Source organism: Streptomyces sp. CA-146814 (assembly GCF_050942385.1).
In the GTDB taxonomy this organism is placed as follows: Bacteria; Actinomycetota; Actinomycetes; order Streptomycetales; family Streptomycetaceae; genus Streptomyces.
On the sequence record NZ_CP192068.1, the window covers coordinates 1,561,124 to 1,582,921 of the forward strand.

The following is a 21,798-nucleotide window of genomic DNA, read 5'->3' on the forward strand; positions in this document are numbered from 1 at the left end:
CTTGCTTCGCGACGTTACCCGAGCCCGGGTCGGACTCCGAGTACCGCCGTACCGACGCGTACATGTGTCGCTCCGGCCGCCACCGCGTCCTCCAGGTCCGCACTCATACCTGCGGAGACCATGGTGGCAGCCGGATGACCGGCGCGCAGGCGGGTGGCGATTTCCATCAGCCGGTCGAACGCGGCCCGTTGCCTGCCGGCAAACGGTCCGGCCAGCGGCGCCACGGTCATCAGACCGTCCAGCCGCAGACCCTCCGCCGCGTCGACCGCGGCCGCCAACTCCTCGATGCCGTCCGGCGCGACCCCGCCGCGCTCACCGCGCTCGCCGCTCTCCGCGTCCAGGGCGACCTGGATCAGACAGCCGAGCTCGCGCTCCGCGCGGACCGCGGCGGACGAGAGGGCGGTGACGAGCTTGATCCGGTCGACCGACTGCACGACATCGGCATATCTCGTCACAGAACGAACCTTGTTCGTCTGCAATTGTCCGACAAAGTGCCATGTCAGGGAAAGATCCGCACAAGCGGTGGCTTTCGGTGCCGCGTCCTGGTCACGATTCTCCGCGACATGGCGCACACCCAGTTCATGCAGCATGCGGACGTCGCTCGCGGGGTAGGTCTTGGTGACCACGATCAGGGTCACGTCCTCGCGCCTGCGGCCGGCCGCCGCACAGGCGGAGGTGATCCTTTCCTCCACCTGCGCCAGATTCGCCGCGAGTTGAGCCTTACGGTCCGTCATGCCCTATCAGTCCAACCAGACATATCCGGCGAGCCGCCCGGTGGTGCGGTCGCGGCGGTACGAGAAGTGATCGCCCGATTCACGGGTGCAGACCGGCGAACGGTGCAGGTCGCTCACGCCGAGAGCGGCGAGCTGGGCGTGGACTCCGCCGGTGACGTCGACCGCCGGCGTCCCCCAGCTGGTCTCGGACCAGGTGCCGGGGACGGCTTCGGCGACCTCGGCCCGCATCTCCTCGGGCACTTCGTAACACCGTCCGCAGACGGCCGGTCCGGTGTGCGCGGTGATCCGGGACGGGTGTGCGCCCCGCGCGGTCATCGCCGCGACCACCGCGGGGACGACTCCGGCGACCAGCCCCGGCCGCCCGGCGTGCGCCGCCCCGACGACTCCGGCGACCGGGTCGACGAGGAGGACCGGGGTGCAGTCGGCGGTGAGGACCGCGAGCGCCAGTCCGCGCCGCGTGGTCACCACCGCGTCCACGGCCGGGATCTCCGCCTCCGCGCCCCAGGGCCCGTCGACCACCGCCACGTCCCGGCCGTGCACCTGGTTCATCCAGACGACCGAGGCCGGGTCGAGGCCGAGCCGACGGGCCGCGCGCTCGCGGTTCGCGCCGACGGCGGCGGGGTCGTCACCGACCGCGCCGCCGAGGTTGAGCTCACCGTACGGAGCGGCGCTCACTCCGCCCCACCGGTCGGTGAAGGCGAAGTGAGCGCTGCCCGTGACGGGTTCCGCCCGGTCCTGACCTATCACTTCAAGAAGTCCGGTACGTCCAGCTCTTCGGCCTGGGTGTCCTGGTAGGGACGGGCCGGCGGGACGTGCGGCGGAGAGACCGGCGACAGCGGGCTCTCGCTCGAAGCCGACGCGGGGGCGGGCTCGGCCGGAGCCGGGCTCTCCTCGCGCGGAGGTACGGAACCGAGTCCGCCCGACGGACGCGCGGGCTCGGCGGAGGACCTGGCCGGGGCGGCCGGCTCCTCCCTCTTGTTCGTGTTGGCGCCGAGGGTGCTCTCGCGCCGGGCCGGCGGCTGTCCGCCGTCGAAGCCCGCCGCGATCACGGTGACCCGGACCTCGTCGCCGAGGGCGTCGTCGATGACGGCGCCGAAGATGATGTTGGCCTCCGGGTGCGCCGCCTCGCTCACCAGCTGGGCGGCCTCGTTGATCTCGAAGAGACCGAGGTCGCTGCCGCCGGAGATGGAGAGCAGGACACCGCGGGCGCCGTCGATGGACGCCTCCAGGAGCGGCGAGGAGATCGCCATCTCCGCCGCGGCGACCGCGCGGTCGTCGCCGCGCGCCGAGCCGATGCCCATGAGCGCCGATCCGGCCTCGGACATGACCGACTTGACGTCGGCGAAGTCGAGGTTGATCAGGCCCGGCGTGGTGATCAGGTCGGTGATGCCCTGGACACCCGAGAGCAGGACCTGGTCGGCCGACTTGAAGGCGTCGAGCACGCTGACCTGGCGGTCCGAGATGGACAGCAGGCGGTCGTTGGGGATGACGATGAGGGTGTCGACCTCTTCGCGGAGCTCGGCGATGCCGTCCTCCGCCTGGTTCGCGCGTCGCCGGCCCTCGAAGGTGAACGGGCGGGTGACCACACCGATCGTCAGGGCGCCGAGCGAGCGCGCGATGTTGGCGACGACGGGTGCGCCGCCGGTGCCGGTGCCGCCGCCTTCTCCGGCGGTGACGAAGACCATGTCGGCCCCCTTGAGGACCTCCTCGATCTCCTCACGGTGGTCCTCTGCCGCCTTACGACCGACGGCCGGGTTCGCCCCGGCGCCGAGGCCCCGGGTGAGTTCGCGGCCGACGTCGAGCTTGACGTCGGCGTCGCTCATCAACAGGGCCTGTGCGTCCGTGTTGATCGCGATGAACTCGACGCCCTTGAGACCGACCTCGATCATTCGGTTGATGGCATTGACACCACCGCCGCCGACACCGATGACCTTGATGACTGCGAGGTAGTTCTGCGGTGCTGCCACGTCGAAGGCCTCTCGCCTCGAGTTACGTGTCGTCGCTCTGCGGGTGATCCGCGGCGACGACTGATGTCGATGGGGACGGTCCGAACGCCGACCCAAACCCTAACGTTCAAGTTTAGGGTTACCAGTGTGTCTGCTTCCTGGACTCTTCCGAACAGGACACTAAGTCGACAAGTGGCGCACGTTCAACGAACACGCCGAACCTCCCGTTTTTCTTTTCACCCTATGTGATCACCCGTAGCGCTGACCAACCAGGGGGCTGGCCAGCACAAATGCACGTCAACTCCCCGATACCGCAGGGGCGCTGGGGGCACTCACGTCGAACTGTCCCGCTTTGGGCTCCGCCTTCATGAGAGCGGTGAGAACATCCGCCTTCACCGGCCCGTCCTCACTACTGCCCCAGATCACCGTCCGGCCACGGGTGAGCCGCAAGGAGATCCCGTCGTACGAGGTGATCCGCACCGCCTCGACCTCCTTCGCGAGACGCTTCGGCAGCTCGCCCGCGACCAGGACGGCTTCCGCCGACAGACCGTCACTGCCGAACCTGCGCAGACTCGCGGACCGTTCCGGCTTCAGCTCCAGCAGCGGTACACCCTTGGGTGCCCGGTCCACCGTGGCGAAATGGAAGCCTGTTCCGTCGACTTCGACGAACTTCGCGCCCTTTTCCACCAGAAGGACCGGCTTGCGTTCCGTCACCTTAAGGCTGATGCGGTCCGGCCAGGACCGCACGACATCCACGGAGTCGATACGTGGCAACTTCTGGAGCAACCGGCCTTCCATCGCGCCGGTGTCCACGGAGATCAGCGGGGCCCCGAGCGGCACGGCGGCGACGGCTTCCACCTCTTCGCGGGTCAGCGCCTCGACACCGGTGGTGGAGACGCGTTCGACGCGCAGCCAGGAGGAGCCGTACAGCGCCCAGATGACGAACGCGGTGAGCAGGGCCGCCGCGACGCCGATGAGGATCAGGAGCGTACGGCGGCTGAGCCGGCGCCCCTCGGGGCCGATGTGCGGCGGGCGGGCGGTGGTGTCCGCCCGTCCCGTTGCGCCGCGCTGGGCGGTCGTCGGTCCGGCCACGCTCGCTCCTTCGCCGGACCCGGGGCGCCCGCCCCGGGTCCGCACCGCCTCACGCCTGGCGGCGGGAGGCAATCGCTTCGTACACCATGCCGACGAGCAGGTCGTCGGCGTCGCGCCGGCCGAACTCGGCCGCGGCACGGGACATTTCGTACAGCCGGTGGGGGTCCGACAGCACCGGCAGCACGTTGCCCTGCACCCACTCGGGCGTCAGCGCCGCGTCGTCCACCAGCAGGCCGCCGCCGGCGTTGACCACCGGCTGGGCGTTGAGCCGCTGTTCGCCGTTGCCGATGGGCAGCGGGACGTAGGCGGCGGGGAGCCCGACGGCGGAGAGTTCGGCGACGGTCATCGCGCCCGCGCGGCAGAGCATCATGTCGGCCGCGGCGTACGCGAGGTCCATCCGGTCCACGTACGGTACCGGGATGTACGGCGGCATCCCGGGCATGTTGTCGATCTGCGGCAATTCGTTCTTCGGGCCGACCACATGGAGGATCTGGATCCCGGAGCGCTGGAGCAGTGGCGCGACCCGCTGGACCACCTCGTTGAGGTGGCGGGCGCCCTGCGAGCCGCCGGAGACCAGCAGCGTGGGCAGGTTGGGGTCGAGGCCGAAGGAGGCGCGGGCCTCCGGGCGGACCCGGGCGCGGTCCAGGGTGGCGATGGTGCGGCGCAGCGGGATGCCGATGTAGCGGGCGCCGCGCAGCTTGCTGTCCGGCGTGGAGACGGCGACCCCGTGGGCGTACCGCGAGCCGATCTTGTTGGCGAGGCCCGGGCGGGCGTTGGCCTCGTGGACGACGATCGGCACGCCGACGCGCTTGGCGGCGAGGTAGCCGGGCAGCGCGACGTAACCGCCGAAGCCGACCACGCAGTCCGCCTTGGTGCGTTCCAGGATCTGCTCGGCGGCCTTGATGGTGCCGCGCAGCCGGCCCGGGACGGTGATCAGCTCGGGCGTGGGCTTACGCGGCAGCGGTACGGCCGGGATGAGCGCCAGCTCGTACCCCCGCTCGGGTACGAGCCTGGTCTCCAGGCCGCGTTCCGTGCCGAGGGCCGTGATTCCCACGGTCGGGTCCTGCCTGCGCAGGGCGTCTGCGAGGGCAAGCGCGGGCTCGATGTGTCCGGCGGTCCCCCCGCCGGCGAGTACGACATGCACCGAAATTCACCGCTCTCCGGACGGACGCTTCGTGACGCGCCGTCTCATCGTCTTCCATCTCACCCCGGGCCTCCGCATGGCCAGGGCCGCCTTCGCGGCGGGATCGTTCCGCGCGAAGGCGATCATGAGCCCGACCGCGAACATCGTCGGCAGCAGGGCGGATCCTCCGTAGGAGAACAGCGGGAGCGGGACACCGGCGATCGGCAACAGGCCGAGCACCGCACCGATGTTGATCACGGCCTGGGCCATGATCCAGGTGGTCACGCCTCCCGCGGCATACCTGACGAAGGGGTCCTCCGTGCGTCCGGCCACGCGGATACCCGCATAGCCTAGAGCCGCGAAGAGGGCGAGCACGGACAGCGTCCCCGCCAGACCCAGTTCCTCACCGGTGATCGCGAAGATGAAGTCGGTGTGGGGTTCCGGGAGTTGGCCCCATTTTTCCACACTCGCACCCAGCCCGGAACCGAACCATCCGCCGGAGGCCAGAGCGTAGATTCCGTGGGCGGCCTGCCAGCAGCCGTCGTCCGGGTCGGGTTCGCCGATGATGCCCATGCAGGAGAGCCGGGACATCCGGTTGGGGCTGGTCCAGATCAGCAGGAACGCCATGGCGGCGGCGAATCCGAGGACTCCGGCGAAGAGCCGGGTGGGGGCTCCGGCCAGCCAGAGCAGGCCGAAGAGGATGGCCGTGAGGATGATCGCGGTGCCCATGTCACCGCCGAGCATGATCAGTCCGAGGAGCATGAAGGCGACCGGGACGAGCGGGACGAGCATGTGCTTCCACTGCGTCAGCAACCGCTTGTCCTGCTTGCGGGCGAGCAGGTCGGCGCCCCACAGGATGAGGGCGAGCTTGCCGAACTCGCTGGGCTGGACCTGGAACGGGCCGCCGAGATAGAGCCAGTTCTGGTTGCCGTTGACCGACATCCCTATCCCCGGCACCTGGACCAGGACCATCAGGAAGACGGTGACCATGAGCATGGGGTAGGCCAGGCCGCGGTGGAGCTTCACCGGCATCCGGGAGGCGACCATCATCAGCGCGCCGCCGATGACGGCGGCGACGAACTGCTTGCCGAAGAAGTACGTCGACGACTTGTCGATGCTCAACGCCTTGATCATCGAGGCGGAGTAGACCATCACCAGGCCCAGCACGGTGATCAGGAGGCTGGAGCCGAGGATCACGTAGTAGGCGGTCAGAGGGCGGTCCCAGGCCCGGCGTGCCTGCTCGTAGAGGCGCCGGACCCCGCTGCCGCGCGGGGTCCTGGGTGCCGGGGAGCCGCGTCCCGCGCCACGGGGCGGCGCCGGCCGGCGGCTGCGTACGGCGGAGCTCTTCTCGGCCGGCATTGTCGCTGTCCCCTCCACTGCTCGTGCCCCAGGGCGCGGCCCCGGCGCGGAGCCCGGTCGGTCAGGCGCTCTTCTCGGCGCGTTCGCGGACCGCGTCCGCGAAGGCCTCGCCCCGCTTGATGTAGTTGGTGAACATGTCCATCGAGGCGCAGGCCGGGGCCAGCAGTACCGTATCGCCCGGCCGCGCGAGCCGTGCGGCCTGTTCGACCGCCTCGGACATGGCCCCAGTGTCGGTGCGGTCGAGGTCGACCACCGGGACTTCGGGGGCGTGTCGCGTCAGGGCTTCGTGGATCAGCGCGCGGTCGGCGCCCATCAGGACGACCCCGCGCAGCCGCTTCGCCGCGCCGGTGACCAGCTCGTCGAAGGTGGCGCCCTTGGCGAGGCCGCCGGCGATCCAGACGATGGAGTCGTAGGCGGCGAGCGAGGCCTCGGTGGCGTGGGTGTTGGTGGCCTTGGAGTCGTCGACGTACGCGACTTCGGCGATGTCCGCGACGTGTTCGATGCGGTGGGCGTCGGGGCGGAAGGTGCGCAGCCCGTCGCGGACGGCGGCCGGTTCCACGCCGAAGGCGCGGGCGAGGGCGGCGGCGGCGAGCGCGTTGGCGATGTTGTGCGGGGCCGGCGGGTTGACGTCGGAGACCTCGGCGAGCTCCTGGGCCTGCTTCTGGCGGTTGGCCACGAAGGCCCGGTCGACGAGGATGCCGTCGACCACGCCGAGCTGCGAGGGGCCGGGGGTGCCGAGGGTGAAGCCGATGGCGCGGCAGCCTTCTTCGACGTCGGCCTCGCGGACGAGGTCCTCGGTGGCGGGGTCGGTCGCGTTGTAGACGCAGGCCACCGTGTTGCCCTCGTAGATCCGGCCCTTGTCGGCCGCGTACGCCTCCATCGAGCCGTGCCAGTCGAGGTGGTCCGGCGCCAGGTTGAGGACGGCGGCGGAGTGGGCGCGCAGGGAGGGTGCCCAGTGCAGCTGGTAGCTGGAGAGTTCGACGGCGAGGACGTCGTACTCCTGCTCGCCGAGCACCGCGTCCAGCAGCGAGACGCCGATGTTGCCGACCGCGGCCGTGCGCAGGCCCGCGGCCTGAAGGATCGAGGCCAGCATCCGTACGGTGGTGGTCTTGCCGTTGGTGCCGGTGACGGCGAGCCAGGGCGCGGCCTTGCGGCCGTTCGTCCCGCGCAGCCGCCAGGCGAGTTCGACATCGCCCCAGATGTCGACGCCCGCCTCGGCGGCAGCCAGGAAGAGCGGCTTGTCCGGCTGCCAGCCGGGGGCGGTGACGACGAGTTCCGTGGACGGCGGCAGGGTGGCGCCGTCGCCGAGGCGCACGGTGATGCCGAGCGCCTCCAGTTCGGCGGCCTGCGCGCGGGCGCGCTCGTCGTCGCCGTCGTTGACGACGGTGACGACCGCTCCGCGCTCGTGCAGGGCGCGGGCCGCGGGGATGCCGCTGACGCCGAGTCCGGCGACGGTGACGTGCTTGCCCTGCCAGTCCACGGTGCTCACTTCTTGGCTGCCCATCCCGCGTAGAAGAGGCCGAGGCCGACGATCACGCACATGCCCTGGATGATCCAGAAGCGGACCACGACCAGGACTTCGGACCACCCCTTGAGTTCGAAGTGGTGCTGGAGCGGTGCCATCCGGAAGACCCGCTTGCCGGTCATCTTGAACGAGCCGACCTGGATGACCACGGACATGGTGATCATCACGAAGAGGCCGCCGAGGATGGCGAGCAGGAACTCGGTGCGGGACAGGATCGCGAGGCCCGCGAGGGCGCCGCCGAGGGCGAGGGAGCCGGTGTCGCCCATGAAGATCTTGGCGGGCGAGGTGTTCCACCACAGGAAGCCGAAGCAGGCGCCCATGAGGGCGGAGGCGACGACGGCGAGGTCGAGTGGGTCCCGTACCTCGAAACAGGCGCTGGGGTTGGTCAGGTTGTCCGCGAAGGCGCAGGACTCCTGGAACTGCCAGAGGCCGATGAAGGTGTAGGCGCCGAAGACCATCACCGAGGCGCCGGTGGCCAGTCCGTCCAGGCCGTCCGTCAGGTTCACGCCGTTGGACATGGCGAGGATCATGAACAGCGCCCAGACGCAGAAGAGCACCGGGCCGATCGACCAGCCGAAGTCCTCCACGAAGGAGAGCCGGGTGGAGGCGGGGGTGTTGCCCCGGGAGTCCGCGAACTGGAGCGAGAGCACCGCGAAGGCGATGCCGACGATCAGCTGGCCGGCCATCTTCGCCTTGGCCCGCAGACCCAGCGAACGCTGCTTGACGATCTTGATGTAGTCGTCGAGGAAGCCGACGAGGCCCATCCCGGCCATCAGGAACAGCACGAGGATGCCGGAGTACCGGATGTCCTCGCCGGTGATCACCTTCGCCAGGACGTACGCGATGATCGTCGCCAGGATGAAGGCGATGCCGCCCATCGTGGGCGTGCCCTTCTTGCTGCCGTGGGTGCGCGGGCCGTCGTCCCGGATGAACTGCCCGTATCCCTTGCGGGCCAGCAGCTTGATCAGCAGCGGGGTACCGACCAGGGTCAGGAAGAGCCCGATGGCCCCCGCGAAGAGGATCTGCCTCATCGGCCGGCGACCTCGCCCTCGGTCGAGTTCTCCAGCAGTGCCTGGGCGACCTTCTCCAGGCCGACCGACCGGGACGCCTTCACCAGCACGACGTCTCCCGGGCGCAGTTCACTGCGCAACAGGTCGACGGCCGCCTGTGCGTCGGACACGTGCACCGACTCCTCACCCCACGAACCCTCGTTATATGCGCCCAGTTGCAGCCAGGAGGCTTCTCTCCCCCCGACAGCGACGAGCTTGCTGACGTTGAGCCGGACGGCGAGCCGTCCGACCGCGTCGTGCTCGGCGAGCGACGCGTCACCGAGCTCGGCCATCTGACCGAGCACCGCCCAGGTGCGCCCCCCGTCGGCCGCTCGGGCCTGGCCCATGGCAGCCAGCGCACGCAGTGCGGCTCTCATGGATTCGGGGTTCGCGTTGTAGGCGTCGTTGACAACCGTCACACCGTCCCCGCGCTCGGTGACCTCCATGCGCCAGCGGGAGAGGGTGCCCGCCTCCGAGAGCGCATCGGCGATCTCGGTCACGGACATGCCCAACTCATGGGCGACGGCGGCCGCGGCGAGCGCGTTCGACACGTGGTGCTCACCGTACAGGCGCAAGGTCACGTCGCTGCACCCGGTGGGTGTGTGGAGCTCGAACGCGGGCCGCCCGTCGGCGGTCATCCGGACCTTCTCGCCCCGTACGTCCGCTTCCGGGGCTTCTCCGAAGAGCAGGACGCGGGCCTTGGTGCGCGAAGCCATCGCGCGTACGAGAGGGTCGTCGGCGTTGAGTACGGCGCAGCCGTCCTCGGGGAGCGCCTCGACCAGCTCGCCCTTGGCCTGGGCGATCGCCTCGCGGCTGCCGAACTCCCCGAGGTGGGCGGAGCCGACGTTGAGGACCAGGCCGATGCGGGGCGGGGTGAGCTCGGCGAGGTAGCGGATGTGCCCGATGCCGCGGGCGCCCATCTCCAGGACCAGGTGCTGGGTCTCGGAGGTGGCGCTCAGGGCCGTGATCGGCAGGCCGATCTCGTTGTTGAGGGAGCCGGGCGTCCAGACGGTCGGGCCGTGGCGCTGGAGGAGCTGCGCGATCAGGTCCTTGGTGGACGTCTTGCCCGCGGAGCCGGTGAGCGCGACGACGGTGGTGCCGAGGCGTTCGACGACGGTACGGGCGAGCGCGCCGAGCGCGCCGACGACGTCGTCCACGACGATCGCCGGAACGCCGACGGGACGGGCGGCCAGGACGGCTGCCGCGCCCGCCTCGACGGCGCGCTGCGCGTAGTCGTGACCGTCCACGCGCTCGCCGGCGAAGGCGGCGAACAGGCTGCCGGGTCCGACCTCGCGGGAGTCGATGACGACGGGGCCGGTGACGGTGACTGCCGGATCCGGTATGTCGTGCGGCTGCCCGCCGACGATGTCCGCGATCTCGGCGAGGGAAAGGGTGATCACTTGGTCATCCCTGACTGTTGTTCTCGTGGTGCGGGGCACGGTCGGCGGCGCCGGTGCGCCCCAGCGACCGCTCGATGGCGTCGTGCAGGACCTTGCGGTCGTCGAAGGGGCGTACGACCCCGTGGATGTCCTGGCCCTGCTCGTGGCCCTTGCCCGCGACGAGGACGGTGTCGCCCGGCTCGGCGCGCGCGACGGCGGCGGCGATGGCCGAGGCCCGGTCGGCGTCGACCAGGACGTCGCCGCGTTCGTGGACGGGGACCTCGGCGGCGCCGGAGAGCATCGCGGCGAGGATCGCGAGCGGGTCCTCGGAGCGGGGGTTGTCGGAGGTCAGTACGGCGGTGTGGGCGAGGCGGGCCGCGGCGGCGCCCATCGGGCCGCGCTTGGTGGTGTCGCGGTCGCCGCCGCAGCCGAGGACGATGTGCACCCGGCCCTCGGTGACCTTCTGCAGGGAGCGGAGCACGGACTCGACGGCGTCGGTCTTGTGCGCGTAGTCGACGACGGCGAGGTACGGCTGTCCGGCGTCCACCCGCTCCAGCCGGCCCGGGACGCCGGGGACGGCGGAGATGCCGTCGGCGGCGGTCTGCGGGTCGACGCCCGCGACGGCCAGGGTGACGATCGCGGCGAGGGTGTTGGCGACGTTGAACGGGCCGGGCAGCGGGGCGCGGGCGGCGATCCGCTCGCCCTTGGGGCCGACGGCGGTGAAGGTGCTGTCCTGCGGGCCGACCTGGACGTCCTCGGCGTGCCAGTCGGCGTCCGGGTGGCCCTCGGTGGAGAAGGTGGTGACGGGGACGCCGGACTCGGTGATGAGCCGGCGGCCGTACTCGTCGTCGAAGTTCACGACGCCGCGGTGGCTGCGCTCGGGGGTGAAGAGCTGCGCCTTGGCCTGGAAGTAGTCCTCCATGCCGGAGTGGAACTCCATGTGCTCCGGGCTGAGGTTGTTGAAGACGGCGACGTCGAAGACGCAGCCGTCGACCCGGCCGAGCACGAGGGCGTGGCTGGAGACCTCCATCGCGACGGCCTCGACGCCGCGTTCGCGCATGACGGCGAACAGGGCCTGGAGGTCGGTGGCTTCGGGGGTGGTGCGCTCGGACTTGATGCGCTCGTCGCCGATGCGCATCTCGACGGTGCCGATGAGCCCGGTGGGCCGGCCCGCGGCGCGCAGTCCGCCTTCGACCAGGTACGCGGTGGTGGTCTTGCCGGAGGTTCCGGTGATGCCGATCTGGAGGAGGCCGATGCCGGGCCGCCCGTAGATGTCGGCGGCCAGCTCGCCCATGACGCCGCGTGGGTCCTCGGCGACCAGGACCGGCAGGCCGGTGGCGGCGGCGCGTTCGGCGCCCGTCGGGTCGGTGAGGACGGCGACGGCACCGAGGCCCGCGGCCTGGGCGGCGAAGTCGGCGCCGTGCATACGGGCGCCGGGCAGGGCCGCGTACACGTCTCCGGGTCGCACGGCCCGTGAGTCGTGCGTGATGCCGGTGACGTCACCGCTCCCGGCGGTCTCGACGCCGAGCCGGTCGGCCAGCTCGCCGAGGGGGGTGGGCCGGAGCCGGTCCGGTCGGGGCGCTCCCGGGTAGGTCACAGGCGCGTCCTTCTGAGAGGTTTGGGACTGATCAGCGTGGGGCACGGCGGTGAGCGTACCGGGCCGGTGCGGGCTCTCGCGAAGCGAGGGACCGGGTGCCGGGAAGTTCTCGTTCCGGTTCCCGGGATCGGGGGTGATGGTTGTCACTGAGGGTTCCCTTGGCGGAGATGCTCGCGCATCCCCGTGTTCACTCGCCGGGTTTGAAGGACACCGGCAGCCGGGGCGGCTTGCTGCCGGACGGTGGGGTCTGGAGCGTCTTGAGCGCGAACTCCATGACCTGCTTGTAGATCGGGCCGCAGATCTGGCCGCCGAAGTAGCTTCCCTTGGTGGGGTTCTGGATCGCGCAGTAGACGGTGATCTGCGGATCGTCGGCCGGTGCGAAGCCGGCGAAGGAGGCGGTGTACCCCTTGTAGACGCCGCGGACCGGGTCGACCCGGTTGGCGGTGCCCGTCTTGCCCGCGACCCGGTAGCCGGGGATGGCGGCCTTGGTGCCGGTGCCCTCCTGGTCGTCGACGACGGATTCCAGCATGGCCGCCAGGGTCTTGGCGGTCTTCTCGCTGACCACCCGGGTCTCCTCGGGAGCGTCGGCGGCGGTGAAGCGGCCGTCGGCGCCCTTGGTGCCGCGGACGAGCGTGGGAGCGACGCGTACGCCTCCGTTGGCGACCGTGGAGTAGACCGAGGCGGCCTGGACGGCGTTGATGGAGAGGCCCTGGCCGAAGGGGATCGTGTACTGCTGCGAGGTCGACCAGTCCTTCGGGTGCGCGAGGAGGCCGGGTGACTCGCCGGGGTAGCCGAGCCCGGTCTTCTTGCCGAGGCCGAACTTCCGCAGGTAGTCGTAGAGCACCTGGTTCGACTCGGCCTGGGTCTTGCCGAGCTGACCGGTCGCCAGGATGGTGCCGATGTTGCTGGACTTGGCGAGGACCCCGTTGAGCGTGAGGTACCAGGTGGGGTGGTCGACGTCGTCCTTGAAGAGCCGGTCGCCGCGGTGCAGCCGGTTGGGGACGGTGACATGGGTGCCGGGCGTGGCGGCACCTTCCTCCAGCACGGCGGCGATCGACATGACCTTGCTGGTGGAGCCGGGCTCGTACACGTCCTGGAGGGCCGCGTTGCCGAGGGAGGCCGAGGTGGCCTGGGAGAGGTCGTTGGGGTCGTAGCCGGGCGCGTTGGCCATGGCCAGCAGCTCGCCGGTCCGGGTGTTCTGCACGATGACGTAGCCGCGGTCGGCCTTGGACGCGGCTACCTGGTCGCTGATGGCCTTCTGCGCGGCCCACTGGATGTCGCGGTCGATGGTCAGCTCGATGTCGGAGCCGGGCACGGCCGGGTCCTCGCTGCCGCCGGCGGTCGGGACGCGGCGGCCGCCGGACTGGGCGTAGCGGATCTTCCCGTCCTCGCCCGCCAGCTCCTTGTCCAGCTGCGATTCGAGCCCGCCGCCGCCCTTGCCGTCGGCGCTGACGAATCCCAGTATCCCGGCGGCGAGGCCACCGTTGGGATAGACCCGCTTGGTGGTCGGCTCCTGGAGGACGCCGGCCAGCACGTTGGCGCCCGTACCGCCGTTGCGCTCGTCCTCCAGGGCCTTCTCCGCGAAGACCGCCTTGAGGTCCTTGATCTGCTTCCAGACCTGGGGGGTCTGGCGGTACGCGAGCACGGTGTAGCGGCTCTTGGGGGCCGAGAGCTTCTTGACCAGCTCGTCGACGTCCTTGCCGAGGATCGGGGCGAGCAGGGCTGCGGCCTGCTGGGGCGCGTCCGGGGCCTTGCTGTCCTCGGGCGTGAACATCTTCGGGTCGGCCGTGATGTTGTGCGCGTCCACGCTGGTGGCCAGCGCGACACCGCGGCGGTCGGTGATCTCCCCGCGCTCGGCGGCCACCGTGTACTCCAGGTAGCGGTTCTTCTCGGCCTTGGCCGCGTACGCGGTGGCGTCGACGGCCTGGACCTGGAGCAGCCGGACCACGAAGAGCAGCATGACCAGCGTCAGCCCGAGGCTGACCAGCCGGAGCCGGGGGCGCGGGGAGCCGAGGCGCAGGGTGCGGGGCGCGCGCCCGCGTGCGGTGGTGCGCCGTGGGGCGGGGCGGGGGGCGCGGGCCGGGGGGCGTGCGCCGGAGCGGCCGTTGGCCCCGTTACGGGGGCGCGCCGGGCCGGGTACGCGGCGGCGCGGCGGTTCCTTGGGCGGCACTGCGTCACCTGCCGGGGGTGGTCGGGGGCGGGGTGTTCTCTGTGGCGGGGGCGGTGCCGGGCTGGGCCTCGGGCTCTGCCGGGGCGCTCTGCGCCTGGGGGGCCGCGGATGCGGCCGGTGAAGGGCTCGCGGAGGCGGAGGGCGTGGCCGCGGGTTCCTCGGCGTCCGCCGCGTCGGCCGGCACGCCGTCCTCGGGGGCCGGCTCCGGGCTCGGGGTGGGGCTGGGCGGGGGCGGTGGGGCGGTGGCCTCGGTGGGGACTCCGCGGACCGTGCCGTCCGGGTTCAGGAAGGCGGGACTGCCGCCGGGGACCATGCCCAGCTCCCGGGCTCGGCGCTCGAGGGCGTCGGGCTGGGAGTAGCTGTCGACGTCGCGCTGGAGGGCCTGCTGCTCGTCGGTGAGCTCGGTGGTGTCCCGCTTGAGCTCGCTGAGCCTGAACGATCCTTCGTTGAGCGCCGAGTTCAGCAGGAGCAGGGTGATGAGCCCGCCGCCCAGGAGGAGCACGACCAGGAGCACGAAGGGCGTGCGGGCCGCGCTGCTGGGGGACGCGGACGGCATCAGCCGGGCGAGCCGTCCGGCCCGCCCCATCAGCGGTGCGGCCGGCCTGCTCACCGCGCGCCCCCCGTGGTGCTCATCGCTCGTCCTCCCGGATGCGCTGGGCGCCGCGCAGCCGGGCGGGGGCGGCACGGCGGTTCTCGGCGACCTCTTCCTCGGTGGGCAGCTCGGCGCCCCGGGTGAGGAGCTTCAGGCGGGGCTGGTAGCGCTCGGGGACGACGGGTAGGCCGGGCGGCGCGGTGTTGGCGGCGCCGGCCGCGAACACCTGCTTGACCAGCCGGTCCTCCAGCGAGTGGTACGAGAGGACGGCGATCCGGCCGCCGACGGCGAGGCTCGCCACGGCCGCCGGAACGGCCCGCTCCAGCACGCTCAGCTCGCCGTTGACCTCGATGCGCAGGGCCTGGAAGGTCCGCTTGGCGGGGTTGCCGCCGGTGCGCTTGGCGGCCTGCGGCAGGGAGTCGCGGATCAGCTCGACGAGCCGGGCGCTGTTGCTGAAGGGCTCCTTCTCGCGCTCGCGCACGACGGCGGAGACGATCCGCTTGGCCTGCTTCTCCTCGCCGTACGCCCGCAGGATCCGCACGAGTTCGCCGGGCGGATAGGTGTTGAGCACCTCGGCGGCGCCGATCCCGGTCGTCTGGTCCATGCGCATGTCGAGCGGGGCGTCCTGGGCGTACGCGAAGCCGCGGTCGGCCTCGTCGAGCTGCATGGAGGAGACGCCGAGGTCGAACAGGACGCCCTGGACCTTGGGGGTGCCGAGTCGGGCAAGGACGTCGGGGAGTTCGTCGTAGACGGCGTGGACGAGGGTGGCGCGGTCGCCGTACGGGGCGAGCCGCTCGCCGGAGAGCCGAAGAGCCTCCTTGTCCCGGTCCAGCGCGATCAGCCGGGCGGTGGGGAAGGCTTCGAGGAGCGCCTCGCTGTGTCCGCCGAGGCCGAGGGTGCAGTCGACGACCACGGGCTCGGGGTGGGCCGGGTCCTGGAGAGCCGGGGCCAACAGGTCCAGACACCGCTGGAGCATCACCGGGACGTGTCGGGTCTGGCTCAATGCGCCCTCTCAGGCTCTGTACCGCGCGGCCGGTACGTACGTCCTGGTCCCCGCCCGCTCCGAAGGGGAGGTCCGCCGGCGCCGGGGAAGGGGCGTCGGCCGACCGGGAGCGGGAGAGGGCCGGGCCGCACGTACGCCGCACATCACGGGGGAAAAACGGAATATGCAGGAGGTGCAGGGTGTGCGGAGTGGGTGATACGGGTTCAGGGTGGTGACTTCGCGTTACTTTAGTCCACCCTGCCATTCGATCGATGCACGATCAACGAACCGGGCAGCGAGTCGCACCACCCGTCCGGAAGCGGCGACGTCACCCGAACGGCCGCGTCCCTTGGTGCTTGTGGGTTAGCTCACAACAAGACACGTTGATGTTCTTTGTCCGCTCTCACAGCCCACCCGGGCCAGGTGGGAAGGCTAACGTCGTCACCATGTCGACTTCAGCTCACTCCCCCGCCGAGTCCGTCACGGTCCGCGAGGGGGGCCAGGTCACCGATCAGCTGGTCGAGGCGAACTCCACGTACGCGAAGAGCTTCCGCGATCCCGGCATGGACGCCAAGCCGGTCCTCCAGGTCGCCATCGTCGCCTGCATGGACGCCCGTCTCGACCTCCACGCCGCGCTGGGTCTCGAACTCGGCGACTGCCACACCATCCGCAACGCCGGCGGTGTCGTCACCGACGACGTGATCCGCTCGCTCACCATCAGCCAGCGGGCGCTCGGCACCCGCAGCATCGTCCTCATCCACCACACGGGCTGCGGCCTGGAAGCCATCACCGAGGAGTTCCGGCAGGACCTGGAGCGCGAGGTCGGCCAGCGGCCGGTCTGGGCGGTCGAGGCGTACACGGACGCCGACCAGGACGTACGCCAGTCGATGCAGCGGGTGCGTACCTCGCCGTTCCTCCTGCACACCGACGACATCCGCGGTTTCGTCTTCGACGTGACCACCGGTCTGCTCCGCGAGATCAAGCCCGCTTCCTGAACATCGCGCACGCCCGGCCCACCCCCCGAAACACGGCAGAGACTGACAAATCACACCCACTTATCCACAGGCGAGTGACACGAAGCGGTAACGGCAACAAGAATGCGGGGGTGACCTCCACCGGGCCTTCCGGAGGAGAGTCACGAATTTCGGGGTGGGCCGGGCGGGCAGTGCGCCGGTCCGTGCGCAGGAAAGGCCGAGGAGGGCCGGGTGACGACCTATGACGATCGAGCGAGCCTCACAGATCTGACCACCACAGCGGAGCGGGTGCGCAGGTCGGTGGAGGGTGTGATCGAGGGCAAGCCTGAGGTCGTACGGCTTTCGCTGACCGTGCTGCTCGCGGAGGGGCATCTCCTCATCGAGGACGTCCCCGGGGTCGGCAAGACCATGCTGGCCAAGGCGCTGGCGCGGTCCATCGACTGTTCGGTGCGCCGCATCCAGTTCACGCCGGACCTGCTGCCGTCCGACATCACCGGTGTGTCGATCTTCGACCAGCAGCGGCGCGACTTCGAGTTCAAGCCCGGTGCGATCTTCGCGCAGATCGTGATCGGCGACGAGATCAACCGGGCCTCGCCGAAGACGCAGTCGGCGCTGCTGGAGTCGATGGAGGAGCGCCAGGTCACCATCGACGGGCAGACCTACGAGCTGCCCGACCCCTTCATGGTGGTGGCCACCCAGAACCCGGTGGAGATGGAGGGCACCTACCCGCTGCCCGAGGCCCAGCGCGACCGGTTCATGGCCAGGGTCTCCATCGGCTATCCGAGCCCGGCGGCCGAGCTGCAGATGCTCGATGTGCACGGCGGCGTCTCCCCGCTGGACGACCTCCAGCCGGTGGCGCACGCCCACGACATCGTGAAGCTGATCGACGCCGTCCGTACGGTGCACGTCGCCGACGCGATCCGGCGGTACGCGGTGGAGCTGGTCGGGGCCACCCGCAGCCACCCCGACCTCAGACTCGGCGCGTCGCCGCGCGCCACGCTGCACCTGCTGCGCGCCGCGAAGGCCTCGGCGGCCCTCAGCGGCCGTGACTACGCCTTGCCGGACGACGTCCAGGCCCTGGCCGCGCCCGTCCTCGCCCACCGCCTGCTGCCCACCGCCCAGGCCCAGCTCAACCGCCGCACGGCGGAGCAGGTGGTGCTGGAGATCGTCCAGCGCACCCCGGTCCCGACCTCGCCAGGCGGCCCCGTTCCCCCGGCGCAGGGCGCGCACGAGCCGGGCCGCCCGCTCTACGGCCAGCAGCAGCCCGGCACCCGGCGGCTGTGATGGCGGCCGGCGAGCCCGGCGCGGTGGAGGACGGCTCCAGCAAGGGCGGCCTGCGCGCGGCTCTCGGCGGGCTCACCACCCGGGGGCGCTCCTTCCTCGCCGCCGGGGTGGCCGCCGCCGTCTGCGCGTACGTCCTGGGCCAGGCCGACCTGCTGCGCGTCGGGCTGCTGCTGGCCGTGCTGCCCCTGGTCTGCGTGACCGTGCTCTACCGCACCCGCTACCGGGTGACGGGGACCCGGCGGCTGACGCCGTCCCGGGTGCCCGCGGGCGCGGAGGCGCGGGTGCACCTGCGCATGGACAACGTGTCCCGGCTGCCCACGGGGCTGCTGATGCTCCAGGACCGGGTGCCGTACGTGCTGGGGCCCCGGCCCCGGTTCGTGCTGGACCGGGTGGAGGCGGGCGGCCGGCGCGAGGTGTCCTACCGGGTCCGTTCCGACCTGCGCGGCCGCTATCCGCTGGGCCCGTTGCAGCTGCGGCTGAGCGACCCGTTCGGGATGTGCGAGCTGACCCGTTCCTTCAGCGCGTACGACACCCTCGTCGTCGTCCCGCGCACGGTGCCGCTGCCCGCTCTGCGGCTGGCGGGCGAGGCGTCGGGGTACGGGGACGGGCGGCAGCGCTCGCTCGCGCTGGCCGGTGAGGACGACATCATTCCGCGCGGCTACCGCCACGGCGACGACCTGCGCCGGGTCCACTGGCGCTCCACCGCGCGCTACGGCGAGCTGATGGTCCGCCGTGAGGAACAGCCGCAGCGGGCCCGGTGCACGGTGCTGCTGGACACCCGTCAGGTCGGGTACGCGGGCGCCGGACCCGACTCGGCGTTCGAGTGGGCGGTCTCGGGTGCGGCCTCCGCGCTGGTGCACATGCTGGAGCGCGGCTTCGCCGTACGGCTGCTCACCGACGACGGGAACGCGGTGCCCGGCGAGGGCTCCGACGGTTTCGCGGGCTCGACCCAGGAGTCCGCGGACTCGGCGGGCCTGATGCTCGACACCCTCGCGGTCGTCGGCCACTCCGACGGCGGCGGGCTCTCGCGCGCCCACGACGTGCTGCGCGGCGGCAACGAGGGGCTGCTGATCGCGTTCTTCGGCGATCTCGACGAGGAGCAGACCTCGGTCGCGGCCCGGATGCGGCAGCGTGCCGGTGCGGCGGTCGCCTTCGTCCTGGACAGCGCCCGCTGGTCCAGCGGCATGGAGCTGCTCCTCGGCCCCCCGCCCGGGCAGACCGAGGAGCGGCTGCGGCAGCTGCGCGAGGCGGGCTGGATCGTGGTGCCCGTGCCGCCGGGGGCCGAGCTTCCGGCGCTGTGGCAGCTGGCGGGCCAGATGCGCACCGACACCCAGTCCGCCGGCAACGGCGGTTCGACAGGTTTCCCGGGGGGATGGTCATGAGCGGGCGGGCCCGGCTGGCGCTGTGCGCCTTTGCGGCGACACTCCTGGCGTCGGGAGCGCTGATCCCGCTGGTGGAAGGGGCCGGCTGGCTCCCGCAGGCGGCGCTGCTGCTCGCGGTCCAGAGCGGAGTGGGCGCGCTCGCGCGCCGGGTTCCGCTGGCCCGGTCGCTGACGATCGCCGCCCAGACGCTGGTGACCCTGCTGCTGCTGACCGTGGTCTTCGCGCGCGACCAGGCCCTGTTCGGCGTGGTCCCGGGCCCGCAGGCCCTCGCGCGCCTCGGTGAGCTGCTGGTGGCGGGCGGCGAGGACATCGGCACGTACGCCATCCCGGCCCCGACGACGGACGGTATCCGGCTGATGATGGTCGGCGGGGTGCTGCTGATCGGGCTGACGGTGGATGCGCTGGCGGTGACCTTCCGCAGCGCGGCCCCGGCCGGACTGCCGCTGCTCGCCCTGTACTCGATCGCCGCCGGGCTCGGCGACGGCACGACGGGCTGGCTCTGGTTCCTGCTGGCCGCCTGCGGCTATCTGCTGCTCCTGCTGGCCGAGGGCCGCGACCGGCTCTCCCGGTGGGGGCGCGTCTTCGGCGGCGCCAACCGGTCCCCGGGTGGTCTGTCGGACGGTCTCTCCGGCCGGGGCGGCGGGGCCTCCGCGCCGGTCCGTACCGGGCGGCGCATCGGTGTGCTGGCCCTCGGCATCGCCCTGGTGGTCCCGCTGGCCCTGCCCGCCATGGACAGCGGTCTGCTGGGCGGCCGGGGCGGCGGGAACGGCAAGGGCAGCGGCGGCGGCACCATCTCCGCGGTGAATCCGCTGGTCTCGCTCAAGGACAACCTCAACCAGCCGGAGAACCGGCAGGTGATGACGTACCGCACGAACGCCGAGGACCCGCGCGACCTCTATCTGCGGATCCTCTCCCTGGACGAGTTCAACGGCAGCGACTGGCGCTCCTCGACCCGCCGGCTGACGGACGTGCCGGACCGCCTCCCGCAGCCCACCGGTCTCGGCCGGGACGTCGCCGTCACCGAGATCCGGACGAACATCTCCTCCTCACCCTCGTACCAGCAGGACTATCTGCCGCTCCCCTACCCGGCGAGCGAGGTGGAGATCGAGGGCCGCTGGCGGTACGAGCCGGAGGGCCGCACGCTCATCGGCGACAAGAGGCAGAACACCGGCGGCGCGCAGTACGAGGTCTCCTCGCTGGTCGTCGAGCCGACCGCGGCCCAGCTGGCGGCGGCCGGGCCGCCGCCGCAGAAGCTGTTCGACGAGTACACGCAGGTCCCCGACTCGCTGCCGGGTGTGGTGGCCGAGCAGGCCCGGGAGATCACCGAGGGCTCGGCCAACGCCTACGAGCGGGCCGTGAAGCTCCAGAGCTGGTTCGCCTCCGAGGGCGGCTTCCGGTACAGCACCTCGGTCAGCTCCGGGACGGGCTCCTCGGCGATAGCGCGGTTCCTCCGGGACAAGGAGGGGTTCTGCATCCACTTCTCCTTCTCCATGGCCGCGATGGCCCGGACCCTGGACATCCCGGCCCGGGTCGCCGTGGGCTTCACTCCGGGCGCCCTTCAGGGCGACGGCTCGTACTCGGTCGGCCTGCGCGACGCGCACGCCTGGCCCGAGCTGTACTTCGAAGGCGTCGGGTGGACCCGGTTCGAGCCCACCCCGAGCCGCGGCAACACACCGTCGTACACGCTGCCGGAGACCCCCACGGGCGGTCCGAGCGATCCGGCGCAGCCGTCGGCCGATGCCTCCATCGCGCCGTCCGCGGTCCCGTCGGCCCCGGAAAGCTGCTCGCCGCAGATGCGCCGACAGGGTGAGTGCGGCGTCTCCGCCGCGCCCGGCCCGACGGCTCCGACCGACCGGGGCACGCCGGTCGGCACGGTCCTGCTGGTGGGTGCCGGTGCGCTCGCGGTCCTGCTGCTGCCTCTGCTGCCGCTGCTCTGGCGGACCCGCGCGAGAAACCGGCGGCTCGGCTCCGGAGGGCGTACGCCGGCGGACGCGGCGACCAGGGCTCTGGCGGCCTGGCAGGAGGTCACCGACTGCGCCTGGGACTACGGCATCGCGCCGGACGAGTCGCTGACGCCCCGGAAGGCGGCGGCCCGGATCGTGCGGCTGGGCGGGCTCGACACCATGGCGGCCGAGGCCGTGCACCGGATCGCGGGCGCGGTGGAGCAGGTGCTGTACGCGCCCGAGCCGCGCCTCGCGGCTGGGCTGACCGAGGACGCGCTGGCGGTACGGGCCGGGCTGGAGGCCAACGCCGGCCGGGGCGCACGGCTGCGGGCGAAGCTGGCACCGCGCTCGGCCGTCCGGGTGGCGTGGGCGGTCTCGGACCGGTGGGCGTCGCTCGTCCAGCGGTGGACGGACCGTCCGGGGCGCGGCCGCTGGACGGCCCGGTGGCGCCGGCTGTCACGCCAGCACGGCTGAAGCCGGGGCGGGTCTGGCCAGGACCATGCGGTCCTGGCCAGACCCGCCCCGTCTGTCCTTCCGCCCGCCTGCCCGCCCGTCACACAGAATTTATGCGGCAACGGCTGAGGGGCGGCCGCAGAAATGCGGCCGCCCCTCACCCATCAGTGTCGTACGTCGTGCCGAGCGCGGCCCGGACCCGTCATCTGCGCCG

The 21,798-nt window shown here is 71.8% G+C and carries 17 protein-coding genes; 4 read left to right on the forward strand and 13 right to left on the reverse strand.

Features of this window, described 5'->3' with window-relative positions; translation table 11 throughout:
- Window positions 1-14: 14 nt before the first annotated feature.
- The 13 genes from ACQP09_RS06915 to rsmH form a co-directional block, all read right to left on the reverse strand.
- Window positions 15-734 carry a YggS family pyridoxal phosphate-dependent enzyme gene (locus ACQP09_RS06915; RefSeq protein WP_433396783.1) on the reverse strand — a complete coding sequence of 240 codons (720 nt, stop codon included), beginning with the start codon at window positions 732-734 and terminating at the stop codon, window positions 15-17.
- Between the two features lie 6 nt (window positions 735-740).
- Window positions 741-1,481 (reverse strand): peptidoglycan editing factor PgeF, encoded by a 741-nt coding sequence (gene pgeF / locus ACQP09_RS06920; protein ID WP_433396785.1) that lies wholly within the window; start codon window positions 1,479-1,481, stop codon window positions 741-743.
- Entirely contained in the window at window positions 1,478-2,701 is a 1,224-nt protein-coding gene (gene ftsZ, locus ACQP09_RS06925; RefSeq protein WP_404070231.1) for a cell division protein FtsZ, read from the reverse strand. The genes pgeF and ftsZ overlap by 4 nt, the downstream gene beginning before the upstream one ends.
- Window positions 2,702-2,977: 276 nt before the next feature.
- Window positions 2,978-3,772 carry a cell division protein FtsQ/DivIB gene (locus ACQP09_RS06930; RefSeq protein WP_433396787.1) on the reverse strand — a complete coding sequence of 265 codons (795 nt, stop codon included), beginning with the start codon at window positions 3,770-3,772 and terminating at the stop codon, window positions 2,978-2,980.
- 49 nt (window positions 3,773-3,821) lie between these two features.
- Window positions 3,822-4,916 (reverse strand): undecaprenyldiphospho-muramoylpentapeptide beta-N-acetylglucosaminyltransferase, encoded by a 1,095-nt coding sequence (murG, locus tag ACQP09_RS06935; protein ID WP_433396789.1) that lies wholly within the window; start codon window positions 4,914-4,916, stop codon window positions 3,822-3,824.
- 6 nt (window positions 4,917-4,922) lie between these two features.
- Window positions 4,923-6,254, reverse strand: coding sequence for a putative lipid II flippase FtsW (gene ftsW, locus ACQP09_RS06940; RefSeq protein ID WP_404070235.1), 1,332 nt, complete (start codon window positions 6,252-6,254; stop codon window positions 4,923-4,925).
- 61 nt (window positions 6,255-6,315) lie between these two features.
- The gene (gene murD / locus ACQP09_RS06945) at window positions 6,316-7,758 is read right to left on the reverse strand and encodes a UDP-N-acetylmuramoyl-L-alanine--D-glutamate ligase (protein WP_433396791.1); all 1,443 of its coding nucleotides are present in this window, start codon (window positions 7,756-7,758) and stop codon (window positions 6,316-6,318) included.
- Complete coding sequence (mraY, locus tag ACQP09_RS06950) at window positions 7,740-8,810, reverse strand: phospho-N-acetylmuramoyl-pentapeptide-transferase (protein ID WP_380955654.1); 1,071 nt, start codon at window positions 8,808-8,810, stop codon at window positions 7,740-7,742. The genes murD and mraY overlap by 19 nt, the downstream gene beginning before the upstream one ends.
- The gene (locus ACQP09_RS06955) at window positions 8,807-10,228 is read right to left on the reverse strand and encodes a UDP-N-acetylmuramoyl-tripeptide--D-alanyl-D-alanine ligase (protein WP_433396793.1); all 1,422 of its coding nucleotides are present in this window, start codon (window positions 10,226-10,228) and stop codon (window positions 8,807-8,809) included. Before ACQP09_RS06955 ends, mraY begins: the two co-directional genes overlap by 4 nt.
- A 4-nt stretch (window positions 10,229-10,232) precedes the next feature.
- On the reverse strand, window positions 10,233-11,951 hold the full coding sequence (locus tag ACQP09_RS06960; protein WP_433396795.1) for a UDP-N-acetylmuramoyl-L-alanyl-D-glutamate--2,6-diaminopimelate ligase: 1,719 nt from the start codon (window positions 11,949-11,951) through the stop codon (window positions 10,233-10,235).
- A 40-nt stretch (window positions 11,952-11,991) separates the two neighbouring features.
- Complete coding sequence (locus ACQP09_RS06965; RefSeq protein WP_433396797.1) at window positions 11,992-13,974, reverse strand: peptidoglycan D,D-transpeptidase FtsI family protein; 1,983 nt, start codon at window positions 13,972-13,974, stop codon at window positions 11,992-11,994.
- A gap of 4 nt (window positions 13,975-13,978) precedes the next feature.
- Window positions 13,979-14,584: an FtsB family cell division protein gene (locus tag ACQP09_RS06970; RefSeq protein WP_433396799.1), complete on the reverse strand. Its 606-nt coding sequence runs from the start codon at window positions 14,582-14,584 to the stop codon at window positions 13,979-13,981.
- A 19-nt stretch (window positions 14,585-14,603) separates the two neighbouring features.
- Window positions 14,604-15,569 carry a 16S rRNA (cytosine(1402)-N(4))-methyltransferase RsmH gene (gene rsmH, locus ACQP09_RS06975; RefSeq protein WP_433396801.1) on the reverse strand — a complete coding sequence of 322 codons (966 nt, stop codon included), beginning with the start codon at window positions 15,567-15,569 and terminating at the stop codon, window positions 14,604-14,606.
- 425 nt (window positions 15,570-15,994) lie between these two features.
- On the opposite strand from rsmH, the gene ACQP09_RS06980 reads away from it, so the two are divergent.
- From ACQP09_RS06980 to ACQP09_RS06995, 4 genes are all read left to right on the forward strand, one after another.
- Complete coding sequence (locus ACQP09_RS06980; protein WP_433396803.1) at window positions 15,995-16,543, forward strand: beta-class carbonic anhydrase; 549 nt, start codon at window positions 15,995-15,997, stop codon at window positions 16,541-16,543.
- Between the two features lie 210 nt (window positions 16,544-16,753).
- Window positions 16,754-17,806: an AAA family ATPase gene (locus ACQP09_RS06985; RefSeq protein WP_433396805.1), complete on the forward strand. Its 1,053-nt coding sequence runs from the start codon at window positions 16,754-16,756 to the stop codon at window positions 17,804-17,806.
- On the forward strand, window positions 17,806-19,188 hold the full coding sequence (locus tag ACQP09_RS06990) for a DUF58 domain-containing protein (protein ID WP_433396807.1): 1,383 nt from the start codon (window positions 17,806-17,808) through the stop codon (window positions 19,186-19,188). The genes ACQP09_RS06985 and ACQP09_RS06990 overlap by 1 nt, the downstream gene beginning before the upstream one ends.
- Window positions 19,185-21,605, forward strand: a complete 2,421-nt coding sequence (locus ACQP09_RS06995) for a transglutaminase TgpA family protein (RefSeq protein WP_433396808.1) — start codon at window positions 19,185-19,187, stop codon at window positions 21,603-21,605. Before ACQP09_RS06990 ends, ACQP09_RS06995 begins: the two co-directional genes overlap by 4 nt.
- The last annotated feature ends 193 nt before the right edge of the window (window positions 21,606-21,798 follow it).

What these genes read in the sequence shown, in the direction of transcription:
- ACQP09_RS06915 (WP_433396783.1), bottom strand. Translation starts at nt 734, where the DNA reads ATGACGGACCGTAAGGCTCAACTCGCGGCGAATCTGGCGCAGGTGGAG.
- ftsW (WP_404070235.1), bottom strand. Translation starts at nt 6,254, where the DNA reads ATGCCGGCCGAGAAGAGCTCCGCCGTACGCAGCCGCCGGCCGGCGCCG.
- murD (WP_433396791.1), bottom strand. Translation starts at nt 7,758, where the DNA reads ATGGGCAGCCAAGAAGTGAGCACCGTGGACTGGCAGGGCAAGCACGTC.
- mraY (WP_380955654.1), bottom strand. Translation starts at nt 8,810, where the DNA reads ATGAGGCAGATCCTCTTCGCGGGGGCCATCGGGCTCTTCCTGACCCTG.
- ACQP09_RS06980 (WP_433396803.1), top strand. Translation starts at nt 15,995, where the DNA reads ATGTCGACTTCAGCTCACTCCCCCGCCGAGTCCGTCACGGTCCGCGAG.
- ACQP09_RS06990 (WP_433396807.1), top strand. Translation starts at nt 17,806, where the DNA reads ATGGCGGCCGGCGAGCCCGGCGCGGTGGAGGACGGCTCCAGCAAGGGC.
- ACQP09_RS06995 (WP_433396808.1), top strand. Translation starts at nt 19,185, where the DNA reads ATGAGCGGGCGGGCCCGGCTGGCGCTGTGCGCCTTTGCGGCGACACTC.